This window comes from Actinomadura coerulea (assembly GCF_014208105.1).
GTDB lineage: Bacteria > Actinomycetota > Actinomycetes > Streptosporangiales > Streptosporangiaceae > Spirillospora > Spirillospora coerulea.
This window is the reverse complement of record NZ_JACHMQ010000001.1, coordinates 3,894,391-3,909,093: the sequence shown is the minus strand read 5'-3', so window position 1 is coordinate 3,909,093 and position 14,703 is coordinate 3,894,391. Positions and strand designations below refer to the sequence as shown.

The following is a 14,703-nucleotide window of genomic DNA, read 5'->3' as shown; positions in this document are numbered from 1 at the left end:
TCCCTTTCTGCCTTCGACGGTGCCGCCGTCACGGACGCTCGGGGCCCGAGGGCCGGCCGAGCCACCGCTCGACGATGTACTGGAGCGGGCCGGTGTTGATGTAGTGGAACTTGTACCGGCCCTCGCGTCTGGTCTCGACCAGTCCGGCGGCCTCGAGGACGTCGAGATGCTGCGAGATCGCCTGCCGTGACGAGCCGAGCCCGTGCGCGGTCGTCAACCGGCCGCAGATCTCGAAGAGAGTCTGGCCGTTCTGGCGGGTCAGCTCGTCGAGGATGGTGCGCCGGGTGGGGTCGGCCAATGCCTTGAACATGTCTCCCACTCACCCAACGTTATGCAAGTCACGGCTTGCCTGTCAAGATCGACCGCGGGTGGCGCGGCGGGTCGATCTGGTGCCTCGCAGCGCCGACCGGTATCCCCGCGATCGTTCACGCCGGCCTACGAGGAGGCGCGATGTGTGCTGGCCCTGCGAGCCGCGGCGATCGAGCCGAGGGGCGCCGGCCGGAGGAGCAGCGGTAGGGCGGTGGCGGCCAGGCAGATGACACCGGCCGCGAGGGTCGCCGCGTGCAGGCCGCCCAAGGTGGCGTGGATCGGGTCCGTCGTCGACGAGAGCGCACCCGTGCGCGCCGTGACGATGGCCGCCAGGCCGGCCGTGCCGATGCCGCCGAGGAACTGCGGCAACTGCGAGAGGCCGCCTGCGGTGCCCTGCTCGTCGTCCCGCAGCCCGGACGTCATGGCGGTGATAAAGGAGACGACCGTCAGGACATGGCCGAAGCCCATCGCGCCGGACGTGGCGAGCAGCAGCGGGAGTCCGCCCGCCGCGGGGAGGAGGGCCATGGCGCCGGTACCGATGCCCTGAACGGCGAGGCCGAGGCTCATGGCGCGGCCCCTGCCCAGCGCTGTGATCAGGCGGGCGGCCAGAAGCCCCGCGACGAGGGCCGCGACGCCTTCCGCGAGGAAGCCGGCGCCCGTGGCGAGAGGCGAGTAGCCGAGCACGTCCTGCATGTAGAGGCTGAGAAGGACCGTCGTTCCGCCGCACATGCCGAGGGTGACGAACCCGACGAGGCCGCCCCACTTCACCGTCGGCCTGTTCAGCAGGCCCAGTGGGATCAGCGGGGCTGGGTGCCGCCGCTCCGCCAGGAGAAACGCGCCAAGGCAGAGGACGGCCAGAGAGAACGACCCCAGCGTCGGCGGGCTCGCCCACCCCGCGTCCGCGCCCGTCGAAATGCCATAGGCCAGAGCGAACAGGCCGATGCTCGCCAGTACGGCACCGGGAACGTCCAGGCGGGCCGCGGCGCGAGTGCCGGTGCCGCGCGGCAGGGTCTTCGTGCCGAGCAGCACCAGGCCGCTGATGGCGGCCAGGAACAGCATGGTCCAGCGCCAGTTCAGCCCGCTGGTGATGATGCCGCCGCCCAGGGTGCCGAGGACGAATCCGAGCGACAGCACCGCGCCGTTGACGCCCAGTGCCCGCGTCCGGCGGGGTCCTTCGGGGAACGCCGCCGTCATCAGCGCGACGGCGGTCGGGGTGATCATCGCGGCGGACGCGCCCTGGCCCGCGCGGGCGGCGATCAGTGGTGCCGGACCGTTCGCCGCTGCCGCCACCAGGGAGAAGCCGCCGAACAGGACGACTCCGAGGATGAACAGCCGGCGGCGCCCGACGATGTCGGAGACGCGGCCGAACAGGGGCAGCAGGCTCGCGGTCGGCAGCAGGCAGGCCGTCGCGACCCACTGCAGAGAACCAGTGCCGGCGAACCCCAGGCTGCGCCCTATCTCTGGGAGCGCCACGGTCACGACCGAGTAGTCCAGCCCTGTCATGAACGTGGCGCCGCACAGGGTGAGCAGGACCAGCCATCCGCGGCGGCCGAGTGCCCTGGAACGCGCGTGCCGGATCGAGTCGTCCGTCATGTTCGCCCTTTCGATGTGTCGTGCCGGGACCCATGTCGGCGTCCCGGCACGACCCACCCTCCGGCGAACCGCGAGCGCTACCCAGCCCCCTGCTGGAAGCACCCCTCCGGTGCCTACACCTGACAGGTGCAGGCAAAGCGGGCCGGAAGCGAGCATGCTGGAGGGCATGGAGCAACGGTCCGAACTCGGCGAGTTCCTGCGCAGCCGTCGCGCACGACTGCGTCCCGAGGACGTGGGTCTGCCCGACCACGGCGGGCGGCGGCGCGTGCCGGGGCTGCGCCGCGAGGAGCTGGCGCAGCTCGCGGGCGTCAGCGCCGGGTACTACACACGCCTGGAGCAGGGGCAGAGCCCCAACGCCTCGGAGGCCGTCCTCGACGCGATCGCCCGCGTGCTGCGGCTGGACGAGACGGAGCTCGCCCACCTGCGGAGCCTCGCCCGCCAGAAGACCGCGCCGCGCAGGCGTCCGCGGCCGGAGCGGCTGCGCCCTGCCGTCCGGCTCATGATCGGCGCGTTCGGCGACACCCCCGCGCTGATCATGGGCCGCCGCTACGACGTGCTCGCCTGGAACCGCGCCGCCCACGCGCTGCTCGCCGGGCACCTGCCGTTCGAGGCGCCCGAGCAGCCCCATGGACGTCCCAACATCGCGCGCCTCGTCTTCCTGGATCCGCACACCCGCGAGCTGTACGCCGACTGGCGGACCAAGGCCCGGGACACGGTCGCGGACGTGCGCATGACGGCCGTCCGCTACCCCCACGACGCGGAGCTGACCGGCCTCGTCGGCGAGCTCACCGTGCACAGCCCCGAGTTCGCGTCCCTGTGGGCGGCGCATCCGGTTCAGGACTGCGCCGTCCGGTACACGCGCGAGTTCCGGCATCCGCTGGTGGGGGCGATGACGCTCAACAACGAGATCATGGAGCTGTCCAACGACGAGGGCCAGCGCATGGCCGTGTTCACGGCCACTCCCGGCACCCCTTCGGCCGAGGCCCTGACCCTGCTCACGGGCCAGGCCGGCGGGACCGGCCGGCCTGATGGCGGCGTTCAGGCCAGCGCGTTGAAGACCGCCTCGGCGCGGTCGCGCTTGGCGTAGAGGTCCCACGCGGTGTCGGCGATGGTGTCTGGATCGAGGGTGGGGATGCCGAGGCCGTCCAAGCCGTCCAGGCCGTCCTGCTGGGACGTCACCATCCGGTGGATGTCGCCGCGTTCGATCAGGCCGCCGATCGTCAGCGTCCCGGCGTAGATCCCTGTCTCGGTCAGGGCCGCGTTGAGCGTCAGGGCGTAGTTCCGCAGGGCCGCCGAGGAGAGCGCGAGGCCGCCGAGCATGGGCATCGGGACGACCGCGCTGAGACCGCCCGCGAACAGCAGCCCGCCGCCGCCGCGCTCCAGCATCCCGGGCAGGACGGCGCCCACCACGTCGATCGCGGGATACACCGAGCGCATCGCCTCCTGGGCGGCCGGCACGTCCGTCGAGGTGATGGGAACGGGCCGGGCGTTCAGATCCGCCGCGCCGGGGCCGTAGTAGACGACGTCGACGCGGCCGATCCCGCCGAGCGCGGCGAGCAGCGCGTCGCGGTCGCGGACGTCCGCCGCGATGGCCGCGGCCTCGACGCCCTCGGCCTCCAGCGCCGCGATGTAGCCGGGGTGGCGCGCCCCGTTCCTCGACATGAGCACGATCTTGTGGCCTTCGCGGCCGAAGCGGTGGGCGACGGACATGCCGAGACCAGGTCCGGCCCCGATGACGACGGTCGTGGAGGACATGCGCAACTCCTGTAAGTTGAGGTTGGCCTCAATTTAACACGAAACTTGAGGGTGCCCTCAACTTCATAGGATGGAGGCATGGCCGGGAAGAGCAGGCCGCTTCGGGCGGACGCCGTGCGGAATCGGGACAAGCTGGTGGCCGCCGCCGCGGCCGTGTTCGGGGAGCGCGGCCTCGACGCGCCGCTGGAAGAGGTCGCGCGGAGGGCGGGCGTGAGCATCGGCACGCTCTACAACCACTTCCCCGCGCGCGAGAACCTTTTCGACGCCATCTTCCCCGCCCGCCTGGCCGCGCTGGACGAGATCGTCGAGCGGTCCCTGGCCGATCCCGATCCATGGAGCGGGTTCGTCGCCTACATCGAGGGGCTGTTCGCGCTGCAGGCCGAGGACCGCGGGCTCAACGACGCGCTCGCCCGGCGCTTCCCGCTCGCCCCCGAACTGGACACGGCCTGCCATCGGGGATTCGACCACCTGGTGAAGATCATGGCCCGGGCCAAGGAGGCCGGTGGCCTGCGCCCCGACTTCGAGCCGCAGGACGTCGTGACGCTGATGTGGGCGATGTCGCAGGTGATCCGGGAGTCGGCGGACGGCGCGCCCGACGCCTGGCGGCGCTGCCTCGGGTTCTTCCTCGACGGGCTGCGCGCCGAGGCGGCGCGGCCGCTGCCCGTCCCGGCGCTGACCCCCGAGCAGGTCGCCCGGTTCATGGATTGACGCCGGTGCGCTGGTGCCTCTCCTGGGTTCAGGCTTCCAGGTCGTTCAGGAGGGCTTGCAGTGCGTCCAGTTCGTCCTCGGTGAAGACGTGGATGCCTGAGCGGCGCAGGAGGGCGGTCGTCACGCCGGAGCCGGGGACGGACGTGCCGGTGAAGGTGCCGTCGTAGACGCGGTGGCCGCCGCAGGACGGGCTGCCCTCCTTGAGCAGGGCGAGACGGGCGCCGGAGCGCCGCGCGGTCTCCAGGGCCAGGCGGGCGCCGCGGAGGAACTCGCCGGTGACGTCGGCGCCGCCGCCGGTGAGGACGCGGGCCGTGCCGTCGAGGACGTCGCCGCCGGAGCCGCCGACGATCTCGGCGGGCGGGCGGGGGATCGGCAGACCGCCCGACACCTCGGGGCAGAACGGAACGAGGCGGCCCTCGGCGCGCCAGCGCTCGAAGGGGCCGCCGGCCACCGGCTTGGCCGCCCCGTCGTAGCGGACGGGCCGCCCGGCAAGGCACGAGCTGACCAGGATGCGTTCCACGCCGCCCAGCCTATGCGGGCCGCGTCCCAGCGCCCGTACAGAGGCTGGGCCGCGTCCGCTGGTGCGGGTGCCACGCCTTTCGACCCGCGACGTCCGAAGACGTCGCGGGTCGAAGGCGCGAAAAGGGCGGCCGTCCTACTTGCCGGCGCGGATGCGGTTGACGGCGATCTGGGCGACGCGGACGGCCGCGCCCGGGTTGAGGCGGACGCCGCGCCAGGCGAGGCGGCCGTGGGCGGGCGCGACGATGAGGGCCTGGTTCCTGGCGACGCCGCGCATGATGTCGCGGGCGAGCTTCTCGGCCGTGTAGAGGCGCGGGGCCGCCTTCGCGATGTCGCCGGTGGCGTCGCCGCTCAGCGGGGTCTCGGGCAGGTCGGGGTTGATGTTGTGCAGCAGCGGGGTGTCCACGAAGCTCGGGCACACCACGCTGACCTTGACGCCGCGCCCGGCGGCCTCGGCGCGCAGGCCGAGGGAGAGGCCGACGACGGCGTGCTTGGTGGCGGTGTAGGGGATGCCGATCGGCATCGGGACGAGCCCGGCGAGCGAGGCGGTGTTGACGATGTGGCCGCGGCCCTGCTCCAGCATGATCGGGTAGGCGGCGTGGACGCCGTGCACGACGCCCTTCAGGTTGATGTCGATGGCGCGGTTCCAGTGGTCGAGGGTGAGTTCCTCGGCCAGCCCGCCGACCGCGATGCCCGCGTTGTTGAACACCAGGTCGAGCCGCCCGTGGTCGGCCCTGACGCCCTTGTAGAGGCCGGTGACGGCGTCGGCGTCGGTGACGTCGAGGGGCGCGGAGACGGCCTTGCCCTTGCCGAGGGTGTTCAGCTTGTCGGCGACCTGCGCGGCGCCCTCGGCGTTGATGTCGGTGACCACGACGGTGTCGCCGCGCGCCACCAGGGACGTGGCGATCGCACGGCCGATGCCGGACGCTCCTCCGGTCACGATCGCGATGCTCATTGCGCGCTCCGCTCGGGTGGTCGGCGGGCCCGGGCTCGTGGGTGGAGCGAGCCCGGACCGCGCCGACTAATTGGATCTTCTGTTCAATTGCGTGGATTCTAGGGGGCGGCGCGGGCCGCCGGTACTCACCGGGACGATGAGTTCGCCGCCGCCGGCTCGTCCCGCCGCTCGGTCCGGAGGCGCCGGCGGGCCGTGCTCACGCGGCCCTGGCCGGCGCGACGGCGCGCCGCTGCTTGGGCTCGTCCCAGATGCCGAAGGCCTTCCAGACCTGCTTGCTCAGCGGGGTGATGACGCCGAGCTCGGCCATCAGGTCGCGGATCTTGCCGACCGAGTTGGAGACCTCCGCCTGCGCGGCGTCGTTCTTGTAGGCGGCGCGGACGACGTCCTTCGGGATGTCGAAGTGCCGCACCATCGGCCCGGGCGGGGACAGCATGATCCGCGCCATCACGCCGAGGACGACGGGCGTGGCGATGCCGAGGATCCGGCGGCGGACCGGGTGCATGTTCGGGACCCGGTGCTTGAGGTAGTGCCGGGCGAACGAGATGTGCCGGGCCTCCTCCGCGATGTGGATCTTCATGATGGTCTCCTCCAGGGGGTGCTTGATGTGCCCGCCCTTGAGGGACTTGCGCTGGACGTAGTCGATGGGGTCCTCGCCGCCGAGCACGAAGATGAAGAACATCTCGGTGCTGACCAGCGGGATCCACGGGGCCGCCTGCGCGATGAGGCTGAGCGACCGCGGCATGCCGCGGATCGGCATCTTCGTCCGGTTCACGAACTCCTGGAACATCATGCCGTGGTGACATTCCTCGGTCGTCTCGTGGTAGACGTACCGGAACTCGGGCCGGCCGTTCGGCAGCCGGTAGGCGTAGTTGAGCAGCCCGCGCTTCAGCAGGTTCTCGAACTGCAGCCCGATCTTCATGGCGGTGGCGACGCGCCACAGGCCGATCTGCGACCGGATCTCCTGCGGCTGCGACTGGTACCACTCCGTCTCCCCGAGGCGGTCGAACGGCGGCAGCACCCAGCGCGGGTCGTTCTTGTCGACGAGGAACTCGGGGTCGTCCCAAGGGATGTCGGCGTAGGCCTCCCAGTGCTTGTCGACCGAGGCCTTGTTCAGGCGGTCGATGACGCCGAGGTACGACTTCTTGTCCTTGACCTGCTCGCGGACCTCGTCGGCGAGTTCGGTGGGGGCTTTCGGCATGGGGGACGCTCCCTCGGGGTGGTGCGGTCGGCCGGGGCCGGTGCGTGACGGGACGGGGCTAGGGGCCGGTGCGGGGCCGGGCCTCCCCCGTGCCCCGCTCGGGGACGATCAGCTGCGCGACGTCCTTGACCTGGCGCAGCACGGCGGCCTGGTGGCCGTCGGCGTCGTCGTCCAGCGCGTTCTGGATGGACAGCCCGACGAACATGGCGAACAGGGTCCGCAGCGTCGTCGAGACGAAGTCGGGGGGAAGGGTGTTGTCGGGGAACAGCCGCTCGAACGTCTCCGTGATCACCTGGAGGATCCGCTCGTTCAGGTCGCGGCACAGCGGCCGCAGCTCGTCGTCGGTGCGGGCCGCCACCGCCAGCTCCATGAGGGCCTTGGCCGGACGGCCGCGGAACACCTCCCAGAGGAGGTCGAGCGCCCCCGACACGTTGCGCCGCTCCGCGGGCAGCACCGCGAAGGCCGTCTCGTAGGCCAGGCGCTGCGCCTCCAGCAGGTGCTCCAGCGCCGCGGCGACGAGGACCATCTTCGTCGGGTAGTGGTGCTGCTGCGCCCCGCGCGAGACGCCGGCGCGGCGCGCCACCTCCGTGGTGGACGTCCCGGCCCAGCCGAGGTCCACCAGGCACTCCGTGGTGGCCTCCAGGAGCCTGGCCTGCGTGCGGGACCGGCGCTCCTCCTGCGTTCGCCGCCCGGGGGGCGCGAGCCGGTGACGTCTGCGGCTGCTTACTGACACGCCTCGAAGGTACGAGCGCGACATACATGCAATCAAGCCTGCATGTATGTTGCCCGCGTCACAATTGGACGCCGCGTCTTATTGATCTTCGTGTGTCCGCCGCGTACCGCGCGGGACGTACCCGGCGGCCCCCGAGACCGCCCCGGGGAGCAGGAGCAGTGCATCTCCTGGCCCGACGACGGGCCCCGTGGCGTGAGGCCACGATCCCGGTCATGGGAAACGCAGCGGAAGCAAGACGATCGATCGGCGAGGGCGCCGACGCGGGCGGCGCCCGCACGGTGGGCCTCGGCAAGGTGTACGGGTCCGGCGCCATGGCGGTGCGGGCCCTCGACGACGTCAGCGTGGAGTTCCCGGCCGGGCGGTTCACCGCGATCATGGGTCCGTCCGGGGCCGGGAAGTCCACGCTCATGCACTGCGTCGCGGGTCTGGAGGACGCGACGTCAGGCAAGGTCTACGTCGGCGGCCAGGAGCTCGGGGCGCTGTCGGACCGCCGCCTGACCCGGCTCAGGCGCGAGCGGATCGGGTTCGTGTTCCAGGCGTTCAACCTGCTCCCCACCCTGACGGCCCGCGACAACATCCTCCTGCCCCTGACCCTCGCGGGGGCGGGCCCGGAGCGGGAGTGGCTGGACACGGTCGTCCGCGTCCTGAAGCTGGGGGACCGGCTGTCGCACCGCCCGTCGGAGATGTCGGGCGGCCAGCAGCAGCGGGTGGCGCTGGCGCGCGCCCTGGTCACCCGCCCGCAGATCGTGTTCGCGGACGAGCCGACCGGCAACCTCGATTCCCGCACCGGCGCCGAGGTGCTGGCGCTCCTGCGCGACGCCGTGGACCACCTCGGCCAGACCGTGGCCATGGTCACCCACGACCCGGTCGCCGCCGGGCACGCGGACGCGGTGGTGTTCCTCGCCGACGGCCGGGTCGTGGACGTCATGGACGCCCCCACGGCCGACCGCGTCCTCGACCGCATGCGGGGACTGGGGGACGACCGGTGATCGGCCTCGTCTTCAAGGAGCTGTGGGGACGCAAGCGCCGCATGGCCGGCTCCCTGGTGGCGGTCTTCCTCGGCGTGACGTTCCTGACCGGGACGCTCGTGCTGGGCGACACCCTCGCGGCGAGCATCGACGGGTACGTCTCCAGCGCTTACGGCGACACGGACGTGGTCGTCAGGAACGCGACGAGGGTGAGCGACGCGCCGTGGGGCGCGCGCGGGCGGATCGACGCCTCCATCCTGGACAGGGTGCGCGGAGTGGAGGGCGTCGCCGCCGCCGAGCCGACCATCGAGGGGTCGGGGCAGCTGCTCGCCAGGGACGGCACGGTGATCGCGTCGCGCGGCCCCCGGACGGCGGGCAACTGGAAGACCGATCCGAAGCTCAACCCCTACCGGCTCGCCGAAGGGCGGGCGCCCCGCGCGCCGGACGAGGTCGTCATCGACAGGATGTTCGCCGACGAGGGCCGCCTGAGGGTCGGCGACCGGACGGCCGTGCTCACGCCGGAGAAGGTGCCGGTGACCGTCGTCGGCATCAGCATGTTCGGCGACGAGGAGGCCTTCGGCGAGACGTCGTTCACGGCGTTCTCCCTAGAAGGCGCCCGCAGGCACGTCGCGAAGGGCGCCGACCGCATCAGCGGGGTCTCCGTCCGCGCGCGGGACGGAGTGGACCAGGCGGAACTGGCCTCCCGCGTGCGGGCAGTGCTGCCCGCCGGGGTTCAGGTCCTCACGAAGAAGGCGCAGGTCGAGGAGGGCATGAGCCTCGTCCAGAACGGCTTCCTGCGCGTGTTCCGGACCGTTTTGGCCGCGTTCGGCGGGGTGGCGCTGCTGGTCGCGGCGTTCAGCATCCACAACACGTTCGCGATCACGATGGCGCAGCGGACCCGGGAGTCGGCCCTGCTCCGCGCGCTCGGCGCCGGTCGCCGGCAGGTCGTCACCATCGTCGGCTTCGAGGCGCTGGTGACCGGCGCCGCCGCGACCCTCGCGGGGCTCGCCGGCGGGCTCGGGTTCGCCGCCCTGCTGCGGGAGCTGTTCCTCCGCTTCCGCATCGGGATCGCGCTGGAGGGCCTCGCCGTCGCCGCCACCACGGTCATGATCGCGGTCCCGGTCGGGCTGCTGGTCACGCTGGCCGCCGCGCTCGGCCCGGCGCTGAAGGCGTCGCGGGTGCCGCCGCTGGCCGCGCTGCGCGAGGTCTCCGCCGAGGCGTCCCGGCCGTCGGAGACCCGCCTCATCGTCGGCGGCGTCTTCGGGGCCGTGGCGGTCGGCACCGTCGCGTTCGGCGCGGTCACCGGGCAGACGGCGATGGCGGCCGCGGGCGCGGTGGTGACCGTCGTGTCGCTGGTCGTGCTCGGCCCCGTCGCTGCCCGCCCCGCCGCGGTGCTGCTCGGGGGGCCCGCGGCGCGGCTGCGCGGCGTGCCCGGCAGGCTCGCGCGCGACAACGCCGCCCGCAGCCCGGCGCGCACGGCCGGGGCGGCGACCGCGCTGATGATCGGCGTCGGGGTCGTCACGCTGATGACGGTGTTCCTCGGATCGCTGCGCGCCTCCCTGGAGGACGGCGTGGCCGGGTCGTTCAAGGGCCCGATCGTCGTGGACGCGGGCACCAACGAGACCGGTGGGTTCGCCACCTCGCTCGTGCGGGAAGCGGCGAAACTGCCCCAGGTGGGCGACGTCGCCGGGATGGGCCCCGGCAGCATGCGGGTGGACGGCGCGCCGTCCACCGTCAGTGTCGCCGATCCGTCCAGTCTGCGTCGCGTCCTCGATCTGGACGTCACCCAAGGCGGCCTCAACGACGCCGGTACGTTCGCTGTCTCGAAGAAGGCCGCGGACGACAACGGCTGGCGCGTGGGTACCGCGGTCGGTGTGACGTTCGCGGACGGTGCCTCGCAGAAGCTCACCGTCGGCGCCGTCTACGGCAACACCGACCTGACCGGCGACTACCTCGTCCCGCGGTCGGTGTGGGACGCGCACACCAGGCAGCCGCTGGACACCAGGGCGTTCGTCGAGCTGAAGCCCGGCGCGTCGGTCGCGTCCGCGCGGCAGGCCCTCACCGCGCTGGCCAAGCCGTACGGGGCGCCCGAGGTGGAGTCGCGGGACGAGTTCGTGGCGGCGCAGACCGAGGAGATGGCCGGCTTCATCGGCGTCGTCTACGGGATGCTGATCCTGGCCATCGTCGTCGCGCTGCTCGGCATCGCCAACACGCTGTCGCTCGCCGTCCACGAGCGGACCCGCGAGCTCGGCCTGCTCCGCGCGGTCGGCGCGACGCGCCCGCAGATCCGGTCGATGGTGCGCTGGGAATCGGTCATCGTGGCGCTGTTCGGCACCGGCGGCGGGCTCGTCCTCGGCGTGTTCCTGGGCTGGGGCCTCGGCGCCGCCCTCGGCAACCCGTTCGCGCCGCCCCTCGCGCAGGTCGCGGTCATCGCCGTGGTCGGCGCGGCCGCCGGGGCGCTCGCCGCGATCCGTCCCGCCCGGCGCGCGGCCCGGCCGGCGATCCTGTCCGCCATCGCCGCCCCGTGACGGCGCCCCGCGACGGCGCCGTCCGGGGCGCGGCCGCCCCCGTTCCCCGGCGCCACGCCCGGGGAACGGGGCGTCCTCCCAGGTCGCGAGGCCGTCGCGGGGCGGGCCGCGTGTCGCGCGCGGGCCGTGGCTAAGGTAAGTCCATGCAGGTCAACCAGTCGGGCAAGCTGACCAACGTCTGTTACGACATCCGCGGGCCGGTCCTCAAGCGCGCCAAGCAGCTGGAGAACGAGGGCAGCAAGATCCTCAAGCTGCACATCGGCAACCCGGCCCCCTTCGGGTTCGAGGCCCCGCCCGAACTCCTCCAGGACATGATCCGCAACCTGCCGGAGGCGCACGGCTACAGCGACTCCAAGGGCATCCTCGCCGCCCGCCGCGCCATCGTGCAGCGCTTCGAGGACAGCGGCGTCGCGGGCGTCGACGTCGAGGACGTCTACCTCGGCAACGGCGTCTCCGAGCTCATCGTCATGACGCTGCAGGCGCTGCTCAACGACGGCGACGAGGTCCTCATCCCGACGCCCGACTACCCGCTGTGGACGGCGTCGGTGTCGCTGTGCGGGGGCACGCCCGTCCACTACCTGTGCGACGAGGACGACGGGTGGCAGCCGAGCCTGGACGACATCGAGTCCAAGATCGGTGACCGCACCCGCGCCCTGGTGATCATCAACCCGAACAACCCGACCGGCGCCGTCTACTCGCGCGAGGTGCTCTCGCGCATCGTCGAGGTCGCCCGCCGCCGCAACCTGATCATCTTCGCGGACGAGATCTACGACCGGATCCTCTACGACGACGCCGAGCACGTCCCGATCGCGTCCCTGGCCCCCGACCTGCTGTGCCTCACCTTCGGCGGCCTGTCCAAGAACTACCGCGTCGCCGGGTTCCGCTCTGGATGGGTGGTGCTGTCCGGGCCGAAGGAGCACGCCGAGTCCTACATCGAGGGCCTCGACATCCTCGCCAACATGCGGCTGTGCCCGAACGTCCCCGGGCAGCACGCCATCCAGGCCGCGCTCGGCGGCTACCAGAGCATCGACGACCTCGTCCTGCCGACCGGGCGCCTCGGCGAGCAGCGCGACCGCGCGTGGAAACTGCTGAACGACCTGCCGGGCGTCAGCTGCGTCAAGCCCACGGGCGCCCTCTACGTCTTCCCGCGCCTGGATCCGGAGATGTACCCGATCAAGGACGACATGCGCTTCGCCCTCGACCTGCTGGAGCAGCAGAAGCTCCTCATCGTCCAGGGGACCGGGTTCAACTGGCCGTCCACCGACCACTTCCGGATCGTCACCCTGCAGTACGCCGACGACCTGGAGGACGCCGTCGGGCGGATCGGCGAGTTCCTCTCCGCCTACCGCGGCTAGGGCTGCGCCGCGGCGGCGTCGAGGCGGCGGAGCGCGCCGCGGACGACGGCGGGATCCGTGGTCGCCCAGAACGGAGGCAGCGAGTTCTTGAGGAAGCCGCCGTAGCGGGCCGTGGCGAGCCGGGGGTCGAGGACGGCGACCACGCCGCGGTCGTCCATCGAGCGCAGCAGCCGGCCCGCGCCCTGCGCGAGCAGCAGCGCCGCGTGCGTCGCCGCGACCGCCATGAACCCGTTGCCGCCGCGCGCCGCGACGGCCCGGGACCGCGCCGACGACACCGGGTCGTCGGGGCGCGGGAACGGGATGCGGTCCATGATGACGAGCTGCAGCGACGGGCCGGGGACGTCCACGCCCTGCCAGAGCGACAGGGTGCCGAACAGGCAGGTCCGCTCGTCCTCGGCGAACTGCTTCACCAGCAGGGACGTGGAGTCCTCGCCCTGGCAGAGCAGGGGGTGGGACAGGTGGTCCTTCAGCTCGTCGGCGGCCTGGCGCGCGGCGCGCATCGAGGAGAACAGGCCGAGCGTCCGCCCGCCCGCCGCCTCGATCAGCTCGGTGATCTCGGTGAGGTAGGCGTCGGCGAGGCCGTCCCGCCCCGGCTGCGGCAGATGCCGGGCGACGTACAGGATGCCCGCCTTCGGATGGTCGAACGGCGAACCGACGTCGAGCCCCGACCAGACGACCTCGGTCTCCTCGCCCTTCTCCGTGGCGGTCCGCGCGAGGCCCTCGGCGGCGGTCCTGGCGTCCTTCGGGCCGCCCTCGCCGAGCGGCGGCAGCCCCCACTGGCGGGCGAGCGGCTCGAACGACCCGCCCAGCGTGAGGGTCGCCGACGTGAGGACCGCGGTGCGCTGCTCGAACAGCGTCGTGCGCAGCAGCCCCCCGACGCCGATCGGCGCCACGTGCAGCGCCGGCGGCCGCTTCGGGCGCCCTTCCTGGACGAACGGCTTCTCCAGCCACACCACGTCGAAGCGCTGCGCCATCTCGGGCTGGAACGCCTCCAGGATCCGCACGGCCGTGTCGTGCAGCTCCTCAAGCGAGGACCGCGCCGCCTTGCGCGCGGCCATGTCGCCGGGGTCGGCGTCCTTCTTCTCCGGGCCGAGCGCCGTGACGCAGGCGTGCGCGGCGTCCCGCACGGACGCCAGGGTGTTGCCCAGGGCGCCGGACAGGACGTCCATACGGCCGGCGGGCATCTCCTCCAGCAGAAGGCCGAGCCCTTCGGCGGCCTCCTTGAGCCGGTCGGCGAGGTGCTCCTCGGTCAGCCGCCCGCAGCGCCGCGCGGCCGTCTCCACGCCGGCCGCGCTCAGATCGCCGGTCGCGACCGAGGTGACCCGGTCGACCAGCTCGTGGGCCTCGTCCACGATCACCACGTCGTGCTCGGGCAGGACCTGGAACTCCTCCAGGGCGTCGATGGCCAGCAGCGCGTGGTTGGTGACGACGATGTGCGCCTCGCCGGCCTGCGCCCGCGCCAGCTCGGCGAAGCACTCGCTCCCCTGCGGGCACCGCTGCGCGCCCAGGCACTCCTTCGCCGTCACGGCGACCTGCCGCCACGCCTGCTCGCCGACCCCCGGCACGAGCTCGTCGCGGTCGCCGGTCGTGGTCTCCTCGGCCCACTCGTTCAGGCGCTTGACCTGGCGTCCGAGCGAGGACAGCTGCTGCGGGTCGAACAGGCTCGGCCCGCCGTCCTCCTCCTCGGGCACGCCCGTCTGTACCCGGTGCAGGCACAGGTAGTTGCGGCGGCCCTTGAGGATCGCGAACTTCAGCTCCGTCCCGAGCAGCGGCCCGAGGGCCTCGGCGAGCCGGGGCAGGTCGCGGTCGACGAGCTGCCGCTGCAACGCGATCGTCGCCGTGGACACCACCACGGTCGTCTTGTCCTTGACGGCATGGCGGATCGCGGGGACCAGATAGGCGAGCGACTTGCCCGTCCCCGTGCCCGCCTGCGCGGCGACGTGCTCCCCGGAGTCGATGGCCCTCTCGACCGCCCGCGCCATCGCCACCTGCCCGGGGCGCTCGGCGCCCCCGACGGACGCGACGGCCGCGGCGAGCAGGGTCGCCATGTCCGGAATCTGGGTCTCGCTGCCGGTCAGCAGA

At 72.7% G+C, this 14,703-nt stretch carries 13 protein-coding genes; 5 read left to right on the top strand and 8 right to left on the bottom strand.

Features of this window, described 5'->3' with window-relative positions:
- Positions 1 to 28: 28 nt before the first annotated feature.
- Together BKA00_RS17950 and BKA00_RS17945 are read right to left on the bottom strand one after the other, a co-directional pair.
- A complete protein-coding gene (locus tag BKA00_RS17950) occupies positions 29 to 310 on the bottom strand; it encodes an ArsR/SmtB family transcription factor (protein ID WP_185034402.1) in 282 nt (93 codons plus the stop codon).
- 125 nt (positions 311 to 435) lie between these two features.
- The gene (locus BKA00_RS17945; protein ID WP_185026493.1) at positions 436 to 1,902 is read right to left on the bottom strand and encodes an MFS transporter; all 1,467 of its coding nucleotides are present in this window, start codon (positions 1,900 to 1,902) and stop codon (positions 436 to 438) included.
- A gap of 166 nt (positions 1,903 to 2,068) precedes the next feature.
- Here BKA00_RS17945 and BKA00_RS17940 point away from each other — a divergent pair, with 166 nt between their 5' ends.
- On the top strand, positions 2,069 to 2,989 hold the full coding sequence (locus tag BKA00_RS17940; protein WP_185026491.1) for a helix-turn-helix transcriptional regulator: 921 nt from the start codon (positions 2,069 to 2,071) through the stop codon (positions 2,987 to 2,989).
- Here BKA00_RS17940 and BKA00_RS17935 read toward each other — a convergent pair.
- Complete coding sequence (locus BKA00_RS17935; RefSeq protein ID WP_185026489.1) at positions 2,941 to 3,657, bottom strand: SDR family oxidoreductase; 717 nt, start codon at positions 3,655 to 3,657, stop codon at positions 2,941 to 2,943. The two genes, BKA00_RS17940 and BKA00_RS17935, sit on opposite strands and share 49 nt — an antisense overlap.
- Before the next feature lie 78 nt (positions 3,658 to 3,735).
- On the opposite strand from BKA00_RS17935, the gene BKA00_RS17930 reads away from it, so the two are divergent.
- On the top strand, positions 3,736 to 4,365 hold the full coding sequence (locus tag BKA00_RS17930) for a TetR/AcrR family transcriptional regulator (RefSeq protein ID WP_185026487.1): 630 nt from the start codon (positions 3,736 to 3,738) through the stop codon (positions 4,363 to 4,365).
- A gap of 28 nt (positions 4,366 to 4,393) precedes the next feature.
- Here BKA00_RS17930 and BKA00_RS17925 read toward each other — a convergent pair whose 3' ends face one another.
- The 4 genes from BKA00_RS17925 to BKA00_RS17910 all read right to left on the bottom strand — a co-directional run bounded on the left by BKA00_RS17925 (position 4,394) and on the right by BKA00_RS17910 (position 7,770).
- Positions 4,394 to 4,885: a 2-thiouracil desulfurase family protein gene (locus BKA00_RS17925; RefSeq protein WP_185026485.1), complete on the bottom strand. Its 492-nt coding sequence runs from the start codon at positions 4,883 to 4,885 to the stop codon at positions 4,394 to 4,396.
- A 135-nt stretch (positions 4,886 to 5,020) separates the two neighbouring features.
- Entirely contained in the window at positions 5,021 to 5,839 is an 819-nt protein-coding gene (locus tag BKA00_RS17920) for an SDR family NAD(P)-dependent oxidoreductase (protein WP_185026483.1), read from the bottom strand.
- A gap of 196 nt (positions 5,840 to 6,035) precedes the next feature.
- The gene (locus BKA00_RS17915; protein WP_185026482.1) at positions 6,036 to 7,037 is read right to left on the bottom strand and encodes an AurF N-oxygenase family protein; all 1,002 of its coding nucleotides are present in this window, start codon (positions 7,035 to 7,037) and stop codon (positions 6,036 to 6,038) included.
- A gap of 58 nt (positions 7,038 to 7,095) precedes the next feature.
- Complete coding sequence (locus BKA00_RS17910) at positions 7,096 to 7,770, bottom strand: TetR/AcrR family transcriptional regulator (protein ID WP_230298692.1); 675 nt, start codon at positions 7,768 to 7,770, stop codon at positions 7,096 to 7,098.
- 212 nt (positions 7,771 to 7,982) lie between these two features.
- Between BKA00_RS17910 and BKA00_RS17905 the strand changes: the two genes are divergently transcribed.
- From BKA00_RS17905 to BKA00_RS17895, 3 genes are all read left to right on the top strand, one after another.
- Entirely contained in the window at positions 7,983 to 8,759 is a 777-nt protein-coding gene (locus tag BKA00_RS17905) for an ABC transporter ATP-binding protein (RefSeq protein ID WP_185026479.1), read from the top strand.
- Positions 8,756 to 11,266 (top strand): ABC transporter permease, encoded by a 2,511-nt coding sequence (locus BKA00_RS17900; protein WP_221493195.1) that lies wholly within the window; start codon positions 8,756 to 8,758, stop codon positions 11,264 to 11,266. The genes BKA00_RS17905 and BKA00_RS17900 overlap by 4 nt, the downstream gene beginning before the upstream one ends.
- Before the next feature lie 143 nt (positions 11,267 to 11,409).
- The gene (locus BKA00_RS17895) at positions 11,410 to 12,621 is read left to right on the top strand and encodes a pyridoxal phosphate-dependent aminotransferase (protein ID WP_185026477.1); all 1,212 of its coding nucleotides are present in this window, start codon (positions 11,410 to 11,412) and stop codon (positions 12,619 to 12,621) included.
- On the opposite strand, the gene BKA00_RS17890 is transcribed toward BKA00_RS17895, so the two are convergent.
- Positions 12,618 to 14,669 carry an ATP-dependent DNA helicase gene (locus tag BKA00_RS17890; RefSeq protein ID WP_185034399.1) on the bottom strand — a complete coding sequence of 684 codons (2,052 nt, stop codon included), beginning with the start codon at positions 14,667 to 14,669 and terminating at the stop codon, positions 12,618 to 12,620. The genes BKA00_RS17895 and BKA00_RS17890 overlap by 4 nt on opposite strands.
- Positions 14,670 to 14,703 lie beyond the last annotated feature (34 nt).

Excerpts from the sequence above, each read along its gene's own strand:
- BKA00_RS17950 (WP_185034402.1), bottom strand. The coding sequence starts at position 310 with ATGTTCAAGGCATTGGCCGACCCCACCCGGCGCACCATCCTCGACGAG.
- BKA00_RS17945 (WP_185026493.1), bottom strand. The coding sequence starts at position 1,902 with ATGACGGACGACTCGATCCGGCACGCGCGTTCCAGGGCACTCGGCCGC.
- BKA00_RS17940 (WP_185026491.1), top strand. The coding sequence starts at position 2,069 with ATGGAGCAACGGTCCGAACTCGGCGAGTTCCTGCGCAGCCGTCGCGCA.
- BKA00_RS17935 (WP_185026489.1), bottom strand. The coding sequence starts at position 3,657 with ATGTCCTCCACGACCGTCGTCATCGGGGCCGGACCTGGTCTCGGCATG.
- BKA00_RS17930 (WP_185026487.1), top strand. The coding sequence starts at position 3,736 with ATGGCCGGGAAGAGCAGGCCGCTTCGGGCGGACGCCGTGCGGAATCGG.
- BKA00_RS17920 (WP_185026483.1), bottom strand. The coding sequence starts at position 5,839 with ATGAGCATCGCGATCGTGACCGGAGGAGCGTCCGGCATCGGCCGTGCG.
- BKA00_RS17915 (WP_185026482.1), bottom strand. The coding sequence starts at position 7,037 with ATGCCGAAAGCCCCCACCGAACTCGCCGACGAGGTCCGCGAGCAGGTC.
- BKA00_RS17905 (WP_185026479.1), top strand. The coding sequence starts at position 7,983 with ATGGGAAACGCAGCGGAAGCAAGACGATCGATCGGCGAGGGCGCCGAC.
- BKA00_RS17895 (WP_185026477.1), top strand. The coding sequence starts at position 11,410 with ATGCAGGTCAACCAGTCGGGCAAGCTGACCAACGTCTGTTACGACATC.
- BKA00_RS17890 (WP_185034399.1), bottom strand. The coding sequence starts at position 14,669 with ATGGCGACCCTGCTCGCCGCGGCCGTCGCGTCCGTCGGGGGCGCCGAG.